Origin of the sequence: Onishia taeanensis, from assembly GCF_013349955.1 — a bacterium.
Classification (GTDB): domain Bacteria; phylum Pseudomonadota; class Gammaproteobacteria; order Pseudomonadales; family Halomonadaceae; genus Onishia; species Onishia taeanensis_B.
Genome location: NZ_JABVXC010000005.1, coordinates 64,619 through 85,746, shown reverse-complemented (window position 1 = coordinate 85,746; position 21,128 = coordinate 64,619). Strand labels below are relative to the sequence as shown.

Sequence of the window (21,128 nt, the reverse complement as noted above, 5' to 3'; positions counted from 1 at the left end):
CTTGATGGGCCCATCGGCAACGGCAGAAGACGGCCCTTGAAGAATCCGTCGAGCGCCCCACCTTATTAGCAGGCTAAAAACATCTCCTGCCCCGCCAGGGCTTCTAGACCAGCCCACCAGGGCCTATTCCACAAGGAGTCTGCCACATGCGTATCGATCTATCCGGCAAGCATGCCATCGTCACCGGTTCCACCGCCGGCATCGGCTATTCCATCGCCAGCGGACTCGCCGAAGCCGGCGCCGAGGTGGTGATCACCGGGCGTACCCAGACCCGGGTCGATGACGCCATTTCAAGCCTGAAGCAAGCGCTGCCTCAGGCAAGCATCACCGGAGTAGCCGCCGACCTGGGCACTGCCGAGGGCTGCCAGGCGCTGATCGACTCCCAACCCGACACCGATATCCTGATCAACAACGTGGGCATCTTCGCCCCCCAAGACTTCTTCGAGACCGACGACGAGACCTGGCAGCAGTTCTTCGATGTCAACGTGATGAGTGCGGTACGCCTGTCGCGCCACTACGCCAAGGGCATGCGCGAACGCGATTGGGGGCGGATCCAGTTCCTGTCCAGCGAGTCGGCGCTGAACATTCCCAGCGAAATGGTCCACTACGGCATGACCAAGAGCGCGGTGCAGTCGATCTCTCGCGGGCTTGCCAAGGTGCTCGCCGGCACCAACGTCACCGTCAACGCCATCCTGCCGGGTCCGACCCGTTCCGAAGGCGTGATCAAGATGCTCAAGCAGGCCGCCGATGAGGCAGGTATTTCCCAGCAAGAGATGGAAGCCCGCTTCGTGCAGGAGAATCGTCCTTCCTCGATCATTCAGCGCCTGGCAACGCCAGAGGAAGTCGCCAACATGAGCGTCTACGCGGCCTCGCCCCAAGCCAGCGCCACCACCGGCGCGGCGCTGAGGGTAGAAGGCGGCATCGTCGACACCATGGCCTGACAGCGCCACTCGTTGGCTTGGCCGCCCTGGTCATGGCCACCCCGGCCATAGCTAGGCCATCGCCAGGTGTCGGTCCCGCTGCCAAGCCGGCGGGACCGACTGACGAAGCACCTCCAGAAAACGGGTGACCCGCCTGGGCTGCTGGCCAAAAGGGTACAGCAGGGTCACCGGCAAATCCGCCGGTCGCCATGTCTCGAGACAGGCCACCAGCTCGCCGGGGTGCGCCTGCTCGCGCCGTGCCACCATCCAGTCCGGTAATACCCCAAGCCCTCTTCCCCGAGCGATGGCATCGATGTGCATGGTGTACTGGTCGACCCGCAGCCGCGACGGTGAAGGAGCCACGTCGACGATGCCTGCCTGATCATGATAAAAGGCAAGCCCTGCCTGGCTATCCCCCAGCAGATCCACCCAGTCATGTCCGGCAAGCTCACGAGGATGCAAGGGTTCCCCTCGCCGGGCCAGATAATCCGGATGCGCGTAGAGACGACGACTCAGACGCCCCAGTATTTCCTGGCGCAGGCCGCATTCCGGCACCCTCCCCAGCCACAGGCATAGCGTTCGGTTGTCGCCCACCGATGGCACCGCGCCCTGGGTGCGCACATCGAGTCTCACGCCCGGATAGCGCGCAAGGAACGCCTCGGCGCAGGACGTGAACCAGCCACGCAGGAACATGCTGTGCACGTGCACGGTGATCTCACCGCTGACCACCTCCTTGAGCTCATCCAGCGCCTGATGGCTCTGCTGGGCCAGTTGCTGGAGCTGGTGGCAATAGCGCAGGAAGACCTCTCCGGCCTCGGTGGCGATCATGCGATTGGACTGACGGCGCAGCAGCGGCTGGCCCAGGTGGTGCTCAAGTTGATGGATGCGTCGACTCAGGGTCGACTTGGACACCCCCAGTCGCATGGCACTGCGCGCAAGGCTGCCATCCTCCATGACTGCAGCGAAAGCAGCCAACTCATCAAAGTCGTACATATGGGTAGCGCCTTCCTATCCGTCGCGTCATCCGTTGTGCAGGGCCAAGCGTTGCAGAAGCTGCAACGCGGTGTCGCAGGACATCTGACCCGAGCTAATGAAATAATGCAAATCACAAGGATTCGCATTAACATAAAAGCAAGGGACAACATGGCAATTCATTTTCAAAAGACCCTGCTCGGCCTGGTAGTGGCCGGGCTTGGCGCCACGGCGCAGGCCGATCCCGTCACACGGACAGACCCGGCCACACAAACCGAGACCGTCGCGCTGGATGATGTCGTGGTTACAGCGGCGGGCTTCGAACAGCAGACCAAGAATGCACCGGCCTCGATCAGCGTGCTGACCCGCGAGGACCTGGAAGGTCGCTACTACCGGGACGTCACCGATGCTCTGCGCGACGTGCCTGGGGTGATCGTCACTGGTGCGGGCGCCTCCAAGGACATCAGTCTGCGCGGCATGCCTGCCGACTACACTCTGCTGCTGATCGACGGCAAGCCGCAAAGCAGCCGCGAGTCGCGCCCCAACAGCGATGGTCCCGGCATCGAACAGGGCTGGCTGCCGCCGCTTTCTGCCATCGAGCGCATCGAGGTAGTGCGCGGGCCAATGTCGACCCTCTACGGTTCAGATGCCATCGGCGGGGTCATCAATGTCATCACCCGCAAGGTGGCCGATGACTGGCACGGCAACCTGCAGACCCAGACGGTTCTCCAGGAAGACAGTGCCTCAGGCAACAGCCAGCAGACCAATGTCTATCTCAGCGGCCCGCTTGCCCCGGGGCTGCTGGGCCTTCAGGTCTATGGTCAGACCAGTGCACGAGACGAGGATGAGATCGTCAATGGCCATGCCAAAAGCGACCTGCGCAGCCTTACCGCGCGGCTGTCGCTAACCGCCAGCGAGGATCATGACCTCACGCTGGAGGCCGGGCGCTCGGAGCAGACCCGAGAAGCCAGGATAGGGCGATCCGCGCCCAGCGAAGGCTGCCGCGGCGGCTGCGAGGACTCGTACAACGACTACAACCGCGAGCATATTGCCCTGGGCCACAGCGGCCGCTGGGACCTCGGTACCAGCGAATCCTACCTGCAGCGCGAGGTCAGCGAAAACAAGTCCCGGGAGATGGAGATCACCAACACCACGGCCAAATCCAGCCTGGTGATGCCACTCGCAGCACATATCGTCACCCTGGGTGCCAGCTACGAGGAAGAATCGCTCTCCGATGACACCTCCAACCAGATCTCCGACCGGAACGAAATCGAATCCTCGCAGTGGGCGTTATTCGTCGAAGACGAATGGATGCTAACCCAGGACTGGTCGCTCACCGGCGGGCTGCGCCTGGACGACAACGAAAACTATGGCAGCCACCTGAGCCCGCGCCTCTACAGCGTGTGGAACCTGACGCCCCGCTGGACCCTCAAGGGCGGCGTCTCCACCGGCTATCGCTCACCCAACCTGCGCGAGATCACCGCCGACTGGGGCCAGGTCAGCCGCGGGGGCAACGTCTACGGCAACCCGGATCTCGAACCGGAAACCTCATTGAACAAAGAGCTGGGCCTGCTCTACTCCACGCGTGGCGGACTCGATGCCGGCATCACCGTTTTCCACAACGACTTCAAGGACAAGATCACTCGCATCGCCTGCCCTGATGCTATCTGCACGGCCGGGCCCAACCAGTTCGGCTCCGACCCAACCTATCGCATCAACGTCGATGAAGCCGTCACTCGGGGCGTCGAGCTGTCCCTGTCGGCGCCGCTTGGGGATAGCGTCGAGGCCACGGCCAGCTATACCTACACCGATTCCGAACAGAAGAGTGGTGAGTACGCAGGCGAGCCGCTGACTCAACTGCCCAAGCACCTGGCCAGCCTGTCGCTCGACTGGCAGGCCTCTCAGCGCCTGACCCCCTGGGCTCGCGTGACCTATCGCGGTGAGGAAAGCCAGCCCAATACCGGCCCATCGCAGGATGCCACCGTCGCGCCCTCCTACACCTTCGTCGATACCGGCCTTGGCTACCAGCTGACCGAGCAGGCCAAGCTCAACCTGGGTGTCTACAACCTCTTCGATGAATCAGTCACCTACGACGAGTACGGCTACGTCGAGGACGGCCGACGCTACTGGCTGGGCCTGAACATCGACTTTTGATTCACCACATCACCCGGCCTTTGAAAACGCGGAGACAACGCATGACACCTAGCATCGAACGTCACCGGGGCAAGGTCCTTGCCACCCTGCTCACGAGCCTTGGCCTTGGCCTGCTGCTGGCGGCCTCACCGGCATCGGCGCGAACCCTGGACACCGCCTATGGCGAGGTCAGCGTCGAAGGCCAGCCAGCGCGAGTGGTCACCCTCTATGAAGGCGCCCTGGATACCGCTCTGGCCGCCGGGGTGATGCCACTGGCCGCCATCGCTACCCGAGGCGGCGATGATGTGGCCCGCTATCTGCAGGAGCGCGCGGCAGGCATCGCCATCGTCGGTACGGCTCGCGAAACCAATATAGAAGCCGTCGCTGCCCAACGACCCGACATCATTCTTGCCTCACCGCGCCTGCCCGAGACACAGTATCGGCTGCTGTCGCAGATCGCCCCGACCCTGGTGCCCGCCGTCGAGCCCTTTTCTCAAGGCGCCTGGAAGCAGGAGGCCCGCTTCTTCGCCGAGGCGCTGGGTCGCGAGGCCCCCGTCGAAACCGCCATCGACGCGGTGGAAGAGCGCGCCGCGACGCTGCGCGCCAACGCGGCGGGCAACCAAACCGCCACTCTGGCACGCTGGATGCCCCAGGGAGCGCTCCTGATGTCGCCCCGACTCTTCGCCACCGAGCTGTTAGGCGATAGCGGCTTCACGGTTCTGGGCGGCGACAGCGTGCCCGAAGGCCGCCCACACAGTGATCCGCTGAGCCTCGAGAACCTGTCGCGCCTGGATGGCGACTGGCTGTTCATGGCCACGCTCAATGCCGAGGGCGACGACGCCCTGGCGGCCGCCAAGACCTCACCGGCCTTCGCCCGCCTGGACGTGGCCAAGCGCGACCACGTGGTGCCGGTCGACGGCCAGCTATGGACCAGCGCCTCAGGGCCGCTGGCCGCCGACGCGATTCTCGATGACATCGCGTCGGCGCGGCCGTGACGCCATTACAGGGAATGGCGATGACCACTTCAAGAAGAGGCGGCGCCCCCTGCGGGGAGCGTCGTCGTGCCCTGGTGATTCCTGGGCTCTGGCTGCTTGGCGCTCTGGGCCTGCTGTGCCTGGCAAGCCTGGTGATAGGGGCTGGCGACGTCGGCCCTCTGACCTCGCTGCGTACCCTGTTCTTCCAGCCCCAAGGCCTGACGGCAGCCAGCGAAGAGGCGCGTTTCGTGATTCTCGAGCTGCGCGGCCCGCGCACCCTGGTCGGGCTGGCCGTGGGCGCCGCCCTCGGCGTGGCCGGGGCGCTGCTGCAGGCGGTCGCTCGCAATCCGCTCGCCGAGCCTGGACTGCTCGGCGTCAGCGCCGGCAGTGCCTTCGCGATTGCCCTGGCGCTGGTACTTGGCGCCAGCGCCGCCACCCTGCGTGTCTCGGTCGCCCAGCTCGGCGCGCTGGCCGGCTGTGCCTGCGTGCTGGCTGCCGGCCGTGTCAACGCATTGGGCCAGGACCCGGTTCGCCTGGTGCTGACCGGCGCAGTGCTCTCCGGCCTGCTCGGCGCCCTGACCTCGCTGCTGTTGATGATGGATCAGCGCGCCGCCGACGAGATCCGTTTCTGGCTGGTGGGCAGCCTGGCCGGACGCCGTCTCTCCGACCTGCAGGCCATTCTGCCAAGCCTTTTGCTGGCCGCGGCCATCACGCTGAGCATCGCTCGGCCCTTGTCGGCACTGGCGCTTGGCGAACGGGTCGCCGTCGGGCTTGGCCATCACCCACGCCGCGTCCGGCTGCTGGCCATCGCCGTGGTCGCCCTGCTAGTCGGTGCGGCGACCGCAATAGCCGGCCCGATCGCCTTCGTCGGCCTTGTGGTGCCCTTCGCCGCGCGAGCCCTCGCCGGCCCCGACATCCGCCGCACCCTTTGGCTCGCCCTGCCACTAGGCCCCATCGTGGTGATCGCTGCCGACATCGTCGCCCGGGTGGTGGTGAGGCCCTCGGAGCTCTCGCTTGGGGTGATTACTGCGCTGCTCGGCGCCCCGGTGCTGGTCGCGGTGGTGCGCTCGCGCCGTCTGCCGACCCTATGACGCCACACCACCAATGACTCTCGATAACGCCCGACACCCGATCCTGGAAATGATGAAGGCGCATGAACGCTAGCTCACCCGATTCGATCTCGAACCTCCGCGGCCTGGGCGACACCGGCTCGCCGGCGGCCACCCATCGCCACGTTCCCGTCGTTCGGCCACCTGCGGGCTACTGGCGACTCGCTCTGCCAATAACGGGCAAAGACGGAGCGATCCTTATCGACCGGCGCGCCCTTGCCGCCAACCTTGGCCTGATCGTCGCCCTGCTGGCCCTGAGCGGGCTGTCGCTGTGCCTGGGCAGCGTGACGCTGGCGCCGCTGGAGACCGTCCGTGCGCTGCTCGGTCAGGGTGATGCTATGGACGCCTTCCTGGTGCACGAACTGCGCCTGCCTCGGCTAGCGGCCGGCATCGCCACCGGCGCCGCCTTCGCCCTGTCTGGCTGCTTGATGCAGACCCTGGCCGGCAATCGCCTGGCCACTCCCGGCATCATCGGCATCGACAACGGCGCCACTGCCTTCGCGGTGGCCTCGGTGGTGGGGATGGGAATGAGCCTCGCCCCACCGCCCCTGGCGCTTGCCGGGGCGGCGACCGCCACTGCGCTGACGTTCGGCCTTGCCGGCGGTGTCGGGACGCGCGGGTATCGCTTCATCGTCGCCGGGATCGGAGTTGGCGCGGTGTTTGGGGCTCTGACCCAGCTGATGCTGGCCCGTGTCGATATCGACACCGCCAACGCCGCTTACCCTTGGACGATGGGCAGCCTGAATGCCCGCGACCCGGCCTCGCTATGGGCGCTGGCCGGAGCCCTTTCTATCGGCCTGGTGATATCGCGATACATCGCCCAGGCCCTGAACGTGCTGCGCTTCTCCGACAGCGTGGCCGCGGGGCTCGGCATCCGGGTGCGGTGCTGCCGCCGCGGGGCACTAATGCTCTCGGTGACGCTGACGGCACTTGCCGTCGCAGTAGCAGGACCGGTGGGCATGGTGGCCCTGATCGGCCCCGAACTTGCCCGCCATGTTTCGTCGCCGCGGGGCGTGCCATTGATGGGCTCGGCGCTAGCCGGTGCCCTAGTGATGGTTGGCGCCGATCTTGCCGGACGCCTGATGCTCGCGCCGCTGGAGATTCCGGTCGGCATCGTCACCGCCGTGATCGGCGGCCCCTTGTTGCTATGGATATTGTTGCGCCCCTCTCGGAGGACCTGCTGATGCACCAAAACAGCCAGCTACCCGGACCGCTCAGTGCCCAAGGGCTCGAACTCGGCTATGGCGCTGGCCGCCGCCAGACACGCCGCACGGTTATCGAGAATCTCGACATCGCTCTGCCCGCCGGCCAGGTGACCGCCATCGTCGGCCCCAACGGCTGCGGCAAGTCGACCCTGCTGGCCGGTCTCGCCCGGTTGCATGCCCCTCGGAAAGGCGTCGTGCATCTGGACGGGCAGGATATCCAGCGCCTGCCTGCCCGGGAGCTCGCTCAGCGTCTGGCGCTACTGCCCCAGGATACCCAGGCCCCCGAAGGCCTGACCGTCGCCGAGTTGATTCGCTTCGGCCGTCAGCCCCATCAGGGCTTGCTGCGCCAATGGTCCGTGGAGGATGAGCGCGTGGTCAAGGCGGCACTGGCCGCCGCCCATCTCACCGATCTCGCCGACCGGACACTGGATGCCATGTCCGGCGGACAGCGCCAGCGGGCCTGGATCGCCATGGCGATCGCTCAGCAGACGCCGCTGCTGCTGCTCGACGAGCCCACTGCGGCTCTGGACCTGGGGCATCAACTCGAAGTGTTCGAGCTGATCCGTGGTCTCGCCGCCGCCGGCAAGACGGTGGTCATGGTGGTCCACGACCTGGACAGCGCCTGCCGCTTCGCCGACCACCTGGTGGCCATGCAGAGCGGGCGTATCGTCACCGCTGGCCGCCCAAGCGACGTGGTCTCCGAAGACCTGGTCCGTACGCTCTACGGTATCGACTGTACGCTGCTCAGCGACCCCGCCACTGGCAGCCCAATACTGGCCAATATGCGCCGCACCCGCGCGCCAGCGGTAGGCGACGACGCTCCAGGCTCTTCTCAGCTTTGCAAGACAGGCGCATGATGCAGGCATGTATGGCGCCCAAAGCGGCCAGGCGAGTCCACGGGAGATGTCGCAATGTTCAACACCACCGGCTGGAACCGGCTGCGCTACAGCCTCTACGCCCCGATCTATGACCTGGTCGCCGAGCGTGCCTTTCGCCGCGCGAGGCGTCAGGCGCTGTCCGCCGTGGACTGGCAAACCGGCCAGCGGGTACTGATCGCTGGTGCCGGCACCGGGCTCGACCTGCCCTGGCTGCCGCGCAGCATCGAGGTGCACGGCACCGACCTCTCCCCGGCCATGGTGCGCCGTTTCCAAGCCAGGGCCGACCACCTGGGCATCGATGCCAGCGCCCGGGTCATGGATGCCGAGCACCTCGACTACCCGGACGGTCACTTCGATGTGGTGGTGATGCACCTGATACTTGCCGTCATGCCGCATCCCGAGCAAGGCCTGCGGGAAGCCTATCGGGTGCTGGCCGAGGACGGACAGCTGTGCGTACTGGACAAGTTTCAACCCGACCGCCACCCAGCCGGCACGGCACGGCGGGCCCTGAACCTGGTGACCAGCGCCATCGCCACCGATATCACTCGTCAGGCGCGCCCACTACTGGCAGGAGCCGGCTTCGTGATCGAGAACGACGAGCCGGTGATGATGGGCGAACTGTTTCGCGCCCTGCTGGCACGCAAGGGGCTATCGTCGCACTGAATCAGGTTCAAGCCGATGACGTAAAACGCTCGCGCCATGCCTGAGGCGAGCCCTCAGCGAAGCGTTTCCACACGCGGCGCAGCTGACGATCATCGCCCAGGCCAACCTCACCGGCAATCCGGGCCATACTCCAGGGCGTTTCCTCCATCAGCTGGCGAGCCAATTGCAGGCGCAGCCGCGTCAGGTAGTCCCCCGGCGACATGCCTGCCACAGCGACGAAGCGGCGCCGCAGGTGACGCTCACTCATCACCGCCACCTTCGCCATGGCCTCGAGGGTCCAACGTTCCTTCAGCCCTGCGCAGAGCGCATCCTGCAACTGATGGATGCGTTCGTCGACATGATTACGTCCTTCCAGCCAACTGCCCAATTGAGGCTCGTGCCCACTGCGTCTCAGGTAAAGGACCATTTCCCGGGCCACGGCCAGCGCAAGCCGATGCCCGAGCCGTCGGGTCAGCCAGTGCAGCATGGTATCGATGCCGGTGGAGATACCCGCACTGGTCAGGCAGGGGCCATCCTCGATAAAGATGCAGTCGCCCTGCACCTGGGCGCCAGGCGCCAACGCCTTCAGGCGCGATAGCAATGTGTGGTGGGTGGTGCAGCGCCGGCCGTCCAGCAGGCCGGCCTCGGCCATCAGCAATGACCCTGAACAGATGCCCATCAGGGTCTCGGCGGACCCGGCATGGCGACGCAGCCAGGCCACGCAGCCGGGCTGCAGGTGAGGCTCGATACCCCGCCGGTACTGGCCGGGCACGACCAGCAAGTCCAGCGGCTCCAGCGCCTCCGGCAGCGGCTCGATGCCAACAAGCGATAGCGGCCCCAGCCAGTCCAGCGACGCAAGCGGACCGAAATAGCGAATCGAGATACCAGGCACCCACCGCTGGGCGCCATGCAGAACCTGCAAGGGCCCGACCAGGTCCAGCGGCACCTGGCCAGGAAGCATCAGCACCCCGACCCGCAGCGCCCTTTGATCAGGCAGTGTGTTCACGCCACTCCTCCTGCAGGGTGGCCACCTCAACGACCCGCGCGAACCGACCCTCCAGCACCAGCTCGGTGCGGGCGCGAATCTCATCGGCGCTCCAGGTCCTGCCGTGGCGCTGCATCGGGAAGGTCAGGGTCGCTTGGCTGACGAAATCCACCTCGTAGCCCAGGTCAGAACCGACCCGTGCGGTGGTCTCGCAGCATTGCTCGGTGCGAATGCCGCTGATGACCAGCCGCCGGATCCCGCGCGCATCCAACCATGCGCCTAACGCGGTGTCGGTGAAAGCATTGTGGGCGCGCTTGTGAAAGGTTGCCGCGGCCGAATCATCGAACCCCTCGAGCGGACGAATCAGGCCATGCTCGGGGTCGAAAGGCGTAGCGCTTCCCGGCGCCTCGTGAAAGATGCGCACCATCGGAATGCCGGCCTCGCTCGCCAGATTCAGCAGCTTGCGCTGGTGGATGCGCCAAGGGGCCGCCAGGGTTTCATCCCAGTAATCACGGGCGGGAAAGGAGGCCTGAACGTCGATCATCAACAGGGCGGTCGTCATGGCTCGGTGCTCTCAAGGGAATGGAGAGATCAGCATAGCGCTGCAACGGCGGCAAGAACGGCGACTATCGGATGGAAAGCGGACACTTTCGGCCATGCTGCCGCGAATTGTCAGGAACGCCCGCGCGGTGAGCGCTTGGCGGGCCCGCCGCCGGCCCTGTTCGGCCCTTTCTTTCCCTGCTCTTTCTTTCCCTGCCCTTGCTTGCTCGGGCCACTCTTGCCCACCCCTGGTTTGTTCGGCCCTTGCTTGCCGGCTCCTGACTTGCCCTGACCGCCCTTGCCTGTCGGCTTGCCGGCGCCGGGTTTCCCCGCCTGCTGGCTCGCCCGCTTGGGCTTGGCAGCGTCACCTTGCTTACCCTCGCCGACCTTCGCTCCCTGCCGAATGGCGCGTTTGGGCTTGCTGGACCCTGGCTTGCCAGCCGATTTGCCCTGGGCGGACTTTCCCGGATTGGGCTTGTCGGTTCGTTTGGCGCCCGGCTTCCCAGCCCCTTGCTTGGCGGACTTGGCCTTGCGCTTGGGCAACGAAGCCTCTTCGGTCTTGCGCGAATCGCCGAGCATGCCCTCCAGAGTGGCCATCTCATCGTCGCTCAGCTCTCGCCACTGGCCGGGCGACAGCCTGTTGAGATGAATATTCATCAGCCGCACCCGTTTGAGGTAGGTGACCTCATAGCCCAGGTACTCGGTCATGCGACGGATCTGGCGGTTGAGGCCCTGGGTCAGCACGATGGTGAAGCTGTTGGGCCCGGTCTGGCGGACCGGACAGGGCTGGGTCACGGTGCCGAGAATCGGAATACCCGCGCCCATGCGCTCGATGAAGGCCTGATCGATGGGGCGATCGACCCGCACCTGGTATTCCTTCTCATGGGCATTGCCCGCCCGCAGGATCTTGTTGACGATATCGCCATCGTTAGTCAGCAGGATCAGCCCCTGGGAGGGCTTGTCGAGTCGACCGATGGGAAAGATGCGCTCGGGGTAGTTGATGGCATCGACGATATTGGTGGGATCGGCAGGGTCGGTGGTACAGGTCACGCCGACCGGCTTGTTGTAGAGCAGATAGACCGGCCGGGGCTTGGCCCGCAGCGGCTTGCCGCGCACCGTGACCCGGTCGGCATCGGTGACCCGCATGCCCATTTCGGCGCGGCGGCCGTTGACCTTGACCGCGCCCTCCTCGATCAGCCGGTCGGCCTCGCGACGCGAGACGATGCCGGTCTCGCTGATGAACTTGTTGAGGCGGGTATCGCTTGAATCGAGAGCCATGGGGAAACCGTGGAGAGTCGGGGCAGAAGGCGGCCATCGCGACGAGGCGCGCGTCGCCGGCTACTGCGTGAAAGAAGATCGACCAATGGTAGCGCCCCGGGCCGCCCGCGCCCAGCCGCGGCAACCTAGATCGTGCTTCGCAGCAGGATACGTTGAAGGTTGGTAAACTTGATCCCTGGCATCTTGAGGTGGCTCTGCGTGGAAAGCGCCACCCGGTATTTTCCCGCCTGCCGGCGGGCCCCTCGATCGACCAGGCTCATGTCATGCCTCACGTCCCGCGTCTACCACAATCGCCTCGCTTGCCCACCATCAAGCAGCTGCAATGCTTCGTTGCCGTGGCTCAGGAACTCAACTTCCGCCGCGCCGCGCAACGCCTGCACATGTCGCAGCCGCCGCTGTCCCGGCAGATCCATGGCCTGGAAACGCTACTGCGTACCCGGCTGATCGATCGTGACACCCACCGGGTCGCCCTGACCGTTGCCGGCCAGGACTTTCTGCTCGAAGCGGAGCGCCTGCTGAGCCAGTTGGAGGCGGCCGTGGCCACCCGCCTCTCACAGGTGGAAGACGCTGACCAGGATGTGCGCATCGGTCTGACCAGCGTGCTCGATTTCAGCCAGTTTCCGGCCCTGCACCAGGCCCTGAGCGAGGCGCGAGGCCATCAGCATGCCCGGCTGGAGTATGACTACTCGAAGCACCTGCTGGCGCGGCTGGCCGCCGGACAGATCGACCTGGCCATCATCGGCGAGATCGAGCGCCTGCCGGCGGGGCTGCGCATCAGCCATATCGCCATCGACCCGCTGGTCGTCGCGCTACCGGCCCAGCACCCGGCCGCCGAGGGTGACATCATCGACCTGCAGGACATCGCCGACACGCCCCTTTACTGGTTTCCGCGCCCGGACAACCCCGCCTTCTTCGATCGCTGCGAGGTTATCTTCAACGCGGCGGGGTACCAGCCACCACGCCTGGCGGAACCCGCGGAACACATTACCCTGCTGGCAAGGATTGCCGACGGCGAAGGGCTTACCCTGCTGCCAGCGTCCATGCTCGCCGCCAGCCGCATCGGCGTGGTGTATCGTGACCTCACCCCCGCCCTGAAGCGGCAGTTGGCCATCGACATTCATCTGGCCTGGCGCGATGGCGAACCGCGAAAGCGAGTGCGAAAGCTCATCGAGGCGTTTTCCTTCGAGCCCCATTCCTGCCAGCCCCATTCCTTCCAAGCCAGGCCTGTCGGCGATAGCTGATACCGGCCGCTTGTTAGGTGTTAACGCCCTTCATACCCTCGGCCGTATAGCGCTGCCCCTGAATGCGCTCGGGCTGCATCACCGCCTCCAGTTCAGCGACCTCTTGCGCCTCCAGGCGCAGTGACAGCGCCGCCAGGTTTTCCTCGAGATAGCGCGAGCGGCGAGTGCCGGGGATGGGTACCAGCCGCGAATACTTGCCGAGCAACCAGGCAAGCGCGACCTGTCCAGGCGTCGCCGAATGACGCTGGGCGATGACCTCGACGCTCTTCAGCAACTCCAAGTTGTGCGCCAGGTTTTCGTCCTGGAAGCGCGGATTGTGGCGTCGAAAGTCATCCTCGGCCAAATCCTGCGCCGAGGCGATGCGCCCGGTCAGAAAGCCCCGCCCCAGCGGCGAGTAGGCCACCAGGCCGATATCGAGGGCCTCGACCGCCGGCAGAATCTCGGCTTCGATGTCTCTCGACCACAGAGAATATTCGGTCTGCAGGGCCGTCAGCGGATGTACGGCATGGGCCCGTTTTAGGGTGCTGGCCGAGACCTCGCACAGGCCGACATGCGCCACCTTGCCCTCATCCACGAGCTGCTTCATCACGCCCATGGTCTCGGTGATATCCGCCTCTGGGTCGACACGATGCAGGTAATAAAGATCCAGTTGCTCGACGCCCAGCCGCGACAGCGACGCATCGCAGCAGGCGCGAATATACTCGGGCCGGTTATTGATGCCGCGGGCATAGCTGGCATCCGCCGGCCGGTCGATGCCGCACTTGGTGGCCACCTTGAGGTTGCTAAGCTCGCGGCTGGCGTTTGACGAGCTCAGCAACTGACCGATCAAGCGCTCGTTGTGACCACGGCCGTACATGTCCGCGGTATCGATCAGGGTAACCCCGGATTCGACCACCTCGTGCAGTATCGCCAGCGCGCTGGCCTCATCGGTATGGCCATAGAACTCGCTGAGCCCCATGGCACCATAGCCCATGCTCGAGACACGAAGGCCCTGGCCAAGCTCGCGTTCGGGAAGTGGTGAAGAAGTCGTCGTGGGCGATGTCATCGGTTGCCTCGTCTTGATGAAGTGTCGAGGCACAGCATGGCGCGGACGGATCAGGGCGGGAATTGCCGATTCGGTAATACCTTTAACGCATCACGGCATGATCGGTTGCACATCACCACCAGGCGGCACCCCTCATCGACAGTTGGTTAAGACCATGCCGGCGGGGCTTGGCCGAGCCCGACGTGCAGGGGGTTGGCCGGCCCGGGGGCTCAGGCCAGCCGCTCTTCCCGGGGCGTCATGCCGAAATGGTTACGGTAGGCGGTGGAGAAGTGGGCACCGGAGGAGAAGCCCGTTTGCAGGGCGATGTCGCCCACCGCACGATCACTATCCCGCAGCAGCTTACGCGCCTCCTGCAGGCGCAGATCCAGGTAGTAGCGGCTCGGCACGGCCTGCAGATACTTCTTGAACAGGCGTTCGAGCTGACGCCGGGAAATGCCCAGATGCTCGCCCAGCTCATGGGTGGTCAGCGGCTCCTCGATATTGGCCTCCATCAGCGCGACGGCGTCGATCAGGCTCTGCGGCGCATGACCAAGCCGCGAGCGCAGCGGCACGTGCTGAGGCTCATCGGCCATGCGAATACGCTCGCAAACAAAGTGCTCGGACACCTTCTCGGCCAGCCGCTGGCCGTGGTGCATGCCAATCAGGGTCATCACCATGTCCATGGCCGAGGTGCCGCCGCCACAGGTCAGTCGGTCGCGATCGATCTCGAATAACTGCGGTGACAGATTGATGGCCGGGTGTTCTTGGCCCACGGCATCGACCCGCTGCCAGGGCAGCGTCGCCCGATAGCCATCCAGCACTCCCGCCCAGGCCAGTACCTCGGCGCCACCGGCGATACCGCCCAGTACCACGCCCCGCCCCGCCAAGCGTTTCAGCCAGTCGGCGAGACTCGCCGGCAGCGCAGCGGCCAGCGGGCTCGGCGCGCAGACCAGCAGCAAGTCGAGCGACCGGTCATCGTCGCCAGGCACCAGCGGCGGCGACAGCGACAGCTCGGCGGCGCTGGTCACCGCCCGGGCATCGAGGCCGAAGGCCATGGGGGTATAGAGCCGCCGGCCGGCCAACTGGCTGGCCACCGCCAGGGGCTCCAGTGCACAGGCCTGGGCCAGCAGCGAAAAACCCGGCAGCAGCAGCACTCCTACCTGACGCGGCGGCTGAGCCGAAGAATCAACAGAAAGGTCATGCATTGCGTGTCGCCATCATCCATCCAGCGCGGGAAAACCATCATAGGGCATCGGCGCCCAGACGACAGCCGAGCGGCACTGCCAGCGGGGCGAAAATGGAAGTGTTGGCGCCTGCATGAAAAACGCCTGCCGGCATGAGGCCGGCAGGCGCGATCAGGAAGGTAGGTAGCGCCAACCCGTTACAGGTTGACGACGTCGAAGTCGGCGACGGTCGCCACGTCGGCGTCGTAATCCACGTCATCACGCTCGAAGCCAAACAGCTTCAGGAACTCGTGCTTGTAGCCGGCGTAGTCGGTGATATCGAACAGATTCTCGGTAGTGACCTGCGGCCACAGGTCCTGGCAGGCCTTCTGGACATCATCACGCAACTCCCAGTCATCCAGACGCAGGCGTCCGGCCTCATCGGTGGCCGCCGGCTCGCTCGCGTAGAGCGCCTCGCCGTAGAGGCGGTTGAGCTGCTCGATGGTACCCTCGTGCAGGCCCTGCTCCTTCATGATCTTGTAGACCATGGCAATGTAGAGCGGCATGACCGGAATGGCGGCGCTGGCCTGGGTGACCACCGACTTGAGCACCGCCACATTGGCACCGCCGTCGGTTTCTTTGAGCTTGGCGTCGATGGCGTGCGCGGCGCGATCCAGGTCTTCCTTGGCCTTGCCAAGCGCGCCGTGCCAGTAGATCGGCCAGGTAATCTCGGTGCCAATATAGCTGAAGGCCACGCTCTTGGCGCCCGGCGCCAGCACACCGGCCTCATCAAGGGCGCTCATCCACAACTCCCAGTCCTCGCCGCCCATGACGGTGATGGTGTCCTGGATTTCCTGCTCGTTGGCCGGCTCGACCTCGGCCTCGATGATGGCATCCTTGTTGGTGTCGATGGCGGTGGCGCGGTAGGTCTCGCCGATCGGCTTGAGCACAGAGCGCTTCACCTCGCCGCTGTCCGGCAGCTTGCGCACCGGAGAGGCCAGCGAGTAAACCACCAGGTCGACCTGGCCCATGTCCTGCTTGATCAGCTCGATGGCCTTCTCACGGGCCTCGTGAGAGAAGGCGTCGCCGTTGATCGACTTGCTGTACAGGCCCTCGGCCTTGGCAAACTTGTCGAAAGCCGCCGAGTTGTACCAGCCGGCGGTGCCGGGCTTCTTCTCGGTGCCGGGCTTCTCGAAGAACACGCCCAGGGTGTCGGCGCCGTAGCCGAAAGCCGAGGTGATGCGGGCCGCCAGGCCATAGCCGCTGGAGGCCCCGATCACCAACACCTTCTTGGGTCCGCTCGCCTTGTCCAGACCACGCGCCTTGGTGGCTTCGATCTGCTCGAGGACGTTCTTCTCGCAGCCGACGGGATGGGTGGTGGTACAGATGAAACCGCGAACCTTGGGTTTGATGATCACAGGCAACCTCGACAGTCGGTGATAAAGTACAAGCAAAATGACAGTGGTGCATATTCTAGCGGCTTGGCGCGCGAGTGTCCGCCCCTTGAGTCGGCTGCGCCCATCACCCAAGATGCCCTGCTCAACCGAGAGGATAACCATGGACACTCAAGCCCTGGTCGACCTGCGCGCCGAACTCTGGCTCGCCCTGGCGCCGCTGTGGCTCGAACGCGAGCCCCGCGAGAGCGACTACGCACGCATGGTCGAAGTGATCGAACGCCACGATCTGACGCTCAAGGAGCTGGAATGGATCTTTCGCCTGGAACTGGCGCCGGTGCTGGCGCGCCACCAACTGTCGGTGGCCGGCGAATGGCGACGCTTCGATGACCGTAAGCTGGTCGGCCAGCTGGTCGCCCACTACAAGCGGCTCTCCGGCTGGCGCAAGAAGATGTTGATACTCTTCTCGGGGCTGACCACCATGATGACTCGGCACCGCTGGAACGAGCTGATGATGCGGGTAATGCTGGCGCGAGGAGAAACCCCGGATGCACGTTGACCCGCCCAGCACCATGACCCTGGTCTGGAACACCGGGTCATGGGTTGAAGGTGGTGGGTGAAAGAAGGTGGGTTGAAGAAGGCAGGCTGAAACCGGCGTCTCAGGCAGAAAAAGGCGCATCCAGCGCCGCTTCCAGCGCCACGCGGATTTCGCGCGCGCCGTCCCGGGGGCCGAAACGACGCAGCACCTGCCCCTCGCGACCGACCAGGAACTTGGTGAAGTTCCACTTGATCATCTTGGTCCCCAGCAGCCCCGGCGCCTGGCGGCGCAGCTCGATGAACAGCGGATGGGCGCCAGCGCCGTTGACCTTGACCTTCTCGAGCAGCGGGAAGGTCACTCCGAATTCTTGCTCGCCGAAGGTGCAGAAGGCGCGTGCCGATTCCGGCGACTGATGGGCAAACTGGTCGCAGGGAAAACCGAGCACCATAAAGCCCCGGTCGCGATAGCGCCGATAGAGAGCTTCGAGCTCCTTGAGCTGGGGCGTATAACCGCAGCGGCTGGCGACGTTGACCACCAGGAGTACCTGCCCGCGCAGGGCCAGCAGGTTGAAGGGGTCGCCCGCGGCAGTCTGACAGTCTATGTCGTGGATATGCATGGCGAGCACCGATCCGGCTTTAGCGTCCAAGATGCCATGTCTGTCGCCAACGCGCCAGCCTGCCGGCACTTCCCCCGCGACATCGGCTCACACGAAGAAAAACGCGTCGCCAGTGTCGGCGCCGCGTATGAAAGACCTCACGCCAGCGGCGACGCTGGCTGTCGTCGAGCGGCGCATAATAGAGCTGTTCGATGGCCTCAGCCAAGGCCTGGCAGGCCGACTCGAGGTCGCGCTGACGCTGCTGGCCATCAGCCCCCCGCCCACCGGCCAAGCCCGGCTCGCTATCTGATGACTCACCACCCGACGACTCACCACCCGACGAATCAGCGCCTGGCTTGGCTGCCGCCAGGCGACGCAGGTGCGCCGCCGGCGATTCCCCCGGCCGCGCCGGATAGCCATGACCGGCGAGCCAGGCTGCATCATCAAGCAGCAGACCGCGCAGTGTCGACGGTCGTCGCCAGCGCCGCACTCCGGCCTGCGCGCCAAAGCCTAAAACGGCGGCAAGCGTCAGTACGCCCAGTACTTCGGCGCCCAGACGCAGGGCCCCGACGCCGCCACTCGATACCAGTGACGACACCCGCTCCTTCAGTGTCTTGAACGCCTGCCAGGGGGCCTCCAGCGCCTGCAGCAAGCGCGCCAGCAGTGCCTCACGATCACGACGCTCATAGCCCACGACCTGGCGCTGCCAGCGATACTCGAGCTGCTCCCAGGCAAGTCTGGCCCGATTCACCCAGGCGACATCACGAAAGCGCAGTGGCGACAGGCCAGCATCGGCCAGAAAGGCCTGGCTTCCGGCGCTCAGGGCGGCCGTGCCCTGCTCGATGCGCTCAGGCGCGATGACCGAGGTGGGATCCAACCGATGCCAGGCGCCGTCATGCCAGACCTCGACCCAGGCATGGGCATCGTAATCACGCACCGTGAGGTGGCCGTCCGGATGGCGCTCGCCGCCCTGAAAGCCGGCGACCACTCGCGCCGGGATGCCCACCGCCCGCGCCAGCACCGCGGTGGCCGAGGCATAGTGAGAGCAGTATCCGGCCTGACTATCGAGCAGGAAGGCGTCAACGCGATGCTCGCCCGATAGCCGCGGCGGCTCCAGGGTATAGCGATAGGGCGCCTCGCCGAAGCGCGCCATCACGGCAGCCAGATAGGCCTCGGGATCTCCCTCGGCGTCCCGCCACAGCCGCTTGGCCAGCGCCAGGGTACGCGGGTTGCGCCCTCGGGGTAGTAGCGTATGCCAGGCACGCCCGGCCGGGTCGGCGAAGGCCGGCGCCTCACCGCTGCTTTCAAGGGTCACCAGGCCCCTCGAGGAGAGTGCGGTCACGCCCTCGAAGGTGCCATCGCCGAAGAAGCGCTGCCGCTCCGGGCTTGCCAGCGGCGTCCCCAGCGAGGGTCGCCAGGGCCGGCTGTCCGGCTCCAGCAGGAACTCCGCCCGGTAGCGAGACGAACCGCCTGACGTCGAGCCGGAGCCGGTTACGCCGCCAGGTTGATCAGTGGCCGCACTTCTAGCCGTATCCGCCGTAAAGGGGTTGCGCCGTGCGGTCTTGGCGAAGTCGCTGAGCGGGCGTTCGAGGGTCGCGGCCAGGGCTTCCGGCGTCTCCCGCGACCAGCGCTTGCCGTCGAAGTGCGTCAGGGTATAGACCCGCCAGTAGCGTTCGGCGGGCGCGGGCACCGGGCCCTCAAAGCTGACCCGAAAGGCCCGGGCATCGCTCCGCGACAGCCTGGCGATCTCGCCAGGCGCCATGCTGTCGGAGAGCCCCGTCGAGGCGCGCTCGAGTGTCGGCAGACTCCACAGCGGCCCGAGCCGCGGCATGCCGATGAAGAGTGCCACCATCAGCGGCGCCGACAGGCCCAGTAGCCAGGCGGTCTCACGCCAGGCGACACGAAGGGGACGAGCCTGCGCGCCACCCGACAACATCACCAGCGAGTGCACCAGCCAGGTCGCCGCCACCAGCGCGCCCAGCGCCATGACGATGCTCTGGTCATGCAGGAAGCTCGCCGTCAGGACCACGAAGCCGATACCGATCACCACCCGCGCGTCGCGCCGGGTACGGGTCTCCAGAAGCTTCAGCAGGTAGATGCCGACCAACATCCCAAGCAGCGCCTCGAGATCGCCAAAACCGCCGTATTGGGCCCAAAGCGCCCCCAGCAGCGCTACAATCGAGACCAGGCGCAGGACCACGCCGGCCTGGGGGGCGCGTTCGATCAACTGGCGGTGGCGACGCCAGGCCACCAGCACGGCCACCGCCAGCAACCACAGCGGCATGAACGCCAGATGCATGCCAAGCACCAGACACTGACCGATAAACAGCCGGCGCAGCATGGCCGCAGAGAGACTCTCGCCATCGGCCAGCAGGACAGGCACGGAAGACTCGCTCATGCGCCCTCCGCTCGTGCATCGCTACCCGTAGCCCCTGCCTCAGGTGCAGCGCTCGAGCTCTTGCCGAGAAAGCCGTCGTCCGAACCGCCATGGGCAGCGTCTTCAGAGGCACTATCGAGAGAAAAGCGCGCCAGGGCGCTAAGCGCGCGGCGACGCTGGACGGAACCGCTGGCCGGCGGCAGCACGAGGCCGGGCAGGCGCAGGCCGAAGGGCTCGCCGCGGCGATGATAAGCGTTCACTTGATAGCAGAGCCACGACAACCGGGTTTCCACATCGCCCGTCACCGCCGCATAGTCAAGCCAGGTAGGTGCTGTCGGTGGCTCGCTGAAGTGCTTGGTGGCAAGCACCCCGGTGCGGCTCCACTGCTTCCAGGCAAGCCGCGAGGGGGCATCCCCGGGCACGTAACGCTTGAGCCCGGCGAAGTCCTGTGCCTCACGTGGCGTTTTCGGCCCCGCCTGGGGCGTCGACTCATCCATAGAACGGGCTTCGAGCATGGCGGCATCGGTGCTCGGACCTGGTCGGGGATAGACCAGCAGCGTCGCGGGGCTCTCGACCCAGGCCATGGACCGCACCAATCCCAGCGGCCAGTCGCTCTCCAGGCGCAGCCGCGGCAGAGGCTGATCGCCCCGCGCAGAGACCGGCCAGCCAAGCGTCAGGCTGGCATCGCCATCGACGAGATCGACCACCTCGCGGTGACCTTCGAGGTGTCGCCCGGCGCGGCGACCTGCCCGCCGACCAAGCCGCCGCCCGAGGCACACCGCCAACGCCTGACGATCCCGGGAGGCGGCAAGCCGCACTCTGAGTCGCGCCTCGCCACCGGCGAAGGCCTCGCCCTCGGGGGTGATCGTCACACGCACGCCCAGCAGGTTGCGCCAACCGCGCAGCAACGCCACCAAGGCGATGGCGAGCAGCCAAAAGGACAGGCCGTAGGCCAGATTGTTCTGATAGTTGGTGCCGAACAGGAACAGGATCAGGATCAGGCCCGCCCAGGCCAGGCCAAAGCCGGTCGGTATCACGAACAGCCGATGCTGGGAGAGCGGCGCATCGGCAGGGGTCGAGCGACGGGACCAGCTCCAGGCACGCAGCCGCGCCCAGCCGCGAGTCAGCGGCCCAGCGAAGAGGGCGCTCCGCTTTATCAT

19 protein-coding genes are annotated in these 21,128 nt (G+C 65.8%); 9 read left to right on the top strand and 10 right to left on the bottom strand.

Annotated elements, in window-relative coordinates; genetic code table 11:
* Positions 1–146 precede the first annotated feature (146 nt).
* Positions 147–941, top strand: a complete 795-nt coding sequence (locus HUS66_RS08240) for an SDR family NAD(P)-dependent oxidoreductase (RefSeq protein ID WP_175070438.1) — start codon at positions 147–149, stop codon at positions 939–941.
* Between the two features lie 51 nt (positions 942–992).
* On the opposite strand, the gene HUS66_RS08235 is transcribed toward HUS66_RS08240, so the two are convergent.
* Positions 993–1,913: a LysR family transcriptional regulator gene (locus HUS66_RS08235; RefSeq protein ID WP_175070437.1), complete on the bottom strand. Its 921-nt coding sequence runs from the start codon at positions 1,911–1,913 to the stop codon at positions 993–995.
* Between the two features lie 150 nt (positions 1,914–2,063).
* Here HUS66_RS08235 and HUS66_RS08230 point away from each other — a divergent pair, with 150 nt between their 5' ends.
* The 6 genes from HUS66_RS08230 (at position 2,064) to HUS66_RS08205 (ending at position 8,854) form a co-directional block, all read left to right on the top strand.
* The gene (locus HUS66_RS08230) at positions 2,064–4,046 is read left to right on the top strand and encodes a ligand-gated channel protein (RefSeq protein ID WP_175070436.1); all 1,983 of its coding nucleotides are present in this window, start codon (positions 2,064–2,066) and stop codon (positions 4,044–4,046) included.
* Positions 4,047–4,087: 41 nt separating this feature from the next.
* Positions 4,088–5,020 (top strand): ABC transporter substrate-binding protein, encoded by a 933-nt coding sequence (locus HUS66_RS08225; RefSeq protein WP_175070435.1) that lies wholly within the window; start codon positions 4,088–4,090, stop codon positions 5,018–5,020.
* A gap of 20 nt (positions 5,021–5,040) precedes the next feature.
* Positions 5,041–6,090: a FecCD family ABC transporter permease gene (locus HUS66_RS08220; RefSeq protein ID WP_175070434.1), complete on the top strand. Its 1,050-nt coding sequence runs from the start codon at positions 5,041–5,043 to the stop codon at positions 6,088–6,090.
* A 62-nt stretch (positions 6,091–6,152) separates the two neighbouring features.
* Positions 6,153–7,292: a FecCD family ABC transporter permease gene (locus tag HUS66_RS08215; RefSeq protein WP_175070433.1), complete on the top strand. Its 1,140-nt coding sequence runs from the start codon at positions 6,153–6,155 to the stop codon at positions 7,290–7,292.
* Entirely contained in the window at positions 7,292–8,170 is an 879-nt protein-coding gene (locus tag HUS66_RS08210; RefSeq protein WP_175070432.1) for an ABC transporter ATP-binding protein, read from the top strand. The genes HUS66_RS08215 and HUS66_RS08210 overlap by 1 nt, the downstream gene beginning before the upstream one ends.
* Before the next feature lie 54 nt (positions 8,171–8,224).
* Complete coding sequence (locus HUS66_RS08205) at positions 8,225–8,854, top strand: class I SAM-dependent methyltransferase (RefSeq protein WP_175070431.1); 630 nt, start codon at positions 8,225–8,227, stop codon at positions 8,852–8,854.
* A 7-nt stretch (positions 8,855–8,861) separates the two neighbouring features.
* Here the strand turns inward: HUS66_RS08205 and HUS66_RS08200 are convergent, their stop codons facing one another.
* From HUS66_RS08200 to rluF, 3 genes are all read right to left on the bottom strand, one after another.
* On the bottom strand, positions 8,862–9,839 hold the full coding sequence (locus tag HUS66_RS08200; protein WP_282848464.1) for a GlxA family transcriptional regulator: 978 nt from the start codon (positions 9,837–9,839) through the stop codon (positions 8,862–8,864).
* Positions 9,823–10,380, bottom strand: coding sequence for an isochorismatase family protein (locus tag HUS66_RS08195; protein ID WP_175070429.1), 558 nt, complete (start codon positions 10,378–10,380; stop codon positions 9,823–9,825). The genes HUS66_RS08200 and HUS66_RS08195 overlap by 17 nt, the downstream gene beginning before the upstream one ends.
* A gap of 110 nt (positions 10,381–10,490) precedes the next feature.
* Complete coding sequence (gene rluF, locus HUS66_RS08190; protein ID WP_175070428.1) at positions 10,491–11,636, bottom strand: 23S rRNA pseudouridine(2604) synthase RluF; 1,146 nt, start codon at positions 11,634–11,636, stop codon at positions 10,491–10,493.
* A gap of 152 nt (positions 11,637–11,788) precedes the next feature.
* On the opposite strand from rluF, the gene HUS66_RS08185 reads away from it, so the two are divergent.
* Positions 11,789–12,877 (top strand): LysR family transcriptional regulator, encoded by a 1,089-nt coding sequence (locus HUS66_RS08185; RefSeq protein ID WP_175070427.1) that lies wholly within the window; start codon positions 11,789–11,791, stop codon positions 12,875–12,877.
* A gap of 13 nt (positions 12,878–12,890) precedes the next feature.
* Here HUS66_RS08185 and HUS66_RS08180 read toward each other — a convergent pair whose 3' ends face one another.
* The 3 genes from HUS66_RS08180 to fabV form a co-directional block, all read right to left on the bottom strand.
* Positions 12,891–13,922, bottom strand: a complete 1,032-nt coding sequence (locus HUS66_RS08180) for an aldo/keto reductase (RefSeq protein ID WP_175070426.1) — start codon at positions 13,920–13,922, stop codon at positions 12,891–12,893.
* A gap of 209 nt (positions 13,923–14,131) precedes the next feature.
* Positions 14,132–15,106 carry a GlxA family transcriptional regulator gene (locus HUS66_RS08175; protein WP_175070425.1) on the bottom strand — a complete coding sequence of 325 codons (975 nt, stop codon included), beginning with the start codon at positions 15,104–15,106 and terminating at the stop codon, positions 14,132–14,134.
* A 176-nt stretch (positions 15,107–15,282) separates the two neighbouring features.
* Positions 15,283–16,482, bottom strand: coding sequence for an enoyl-ACP reductase FabV (gene fabV, locus HUS66_RS08170; protein WP_175070424.1), 1,200 nt, complete (start codon positions 16,480–16,482; stop codon positions 15,283–15,285).
* 139 nt (positions 16,483–16,621) lie between these two features.
* Here fabV and HUS66_RS08165 point away from each other — a divergent pair, with 139 nt between their 5' ends.
* Positions 16,622–17,017, top strand: coding sequence for a DUF7079 family protein (locus tag HUS66_RS08165; RefSeq protein ID WP_175070423.1), 396 nt, complete (start codon positions 16,622–16,624; stop codon positions 17,015–17,017).
* Between the two features lie 100 nt (positions 17,018–17,117).
* Here HUS66_RS08165 and HUS66_RS08160 read toward each other — a convergent pair whose 3' ends face one another.
* The 3 genes from HUS66_RS08160 to HUS66_RS08150 are packed head-to-tail and all read right to left on the bottom strand — an operon-like array spanning position 17,118 to position 21,128.
* Positions 17,118–17,612 (bottom strand): glutathione peroxidase, encoded by a 495-nt coding sequence (locus HUS66_RS08160; protein WP_175070422.1) that lies wholly within the window; start codon positions 17,610–17,612, stop codon positions 17,118–17,120.
* 19 nt (positions 17,613–17,631) lie between these two features.
* On the bottom strand, positions 17,632–19,989 hold the full coding sequence (locus HUS66_RS08155) for a DUF3488 and transglutaminase-like domain-containing protein (RefSeq protein WP_175070421.1): 2,358 nt from the start codon (positions 19,987–19,989) through the stop codon (positions 17,632–17,634).
* Positions 19,986–21,128 carry a DUF58 domain-containing protein gene (locus tag HUS66_RS08150; protein WP_175070420.1) on the bottom strand — a complete coding sequence of 381 codons (1,143 nt, stop codon included), beginning with the start codon at positions 21,126–21,128 and terminating at the stop codon, positions 19,986–19,988. The genes HUS66_RS08155 and HUS66_RS08150 overlap by 4 nt, the downstream gene beginning before the upstream one ends.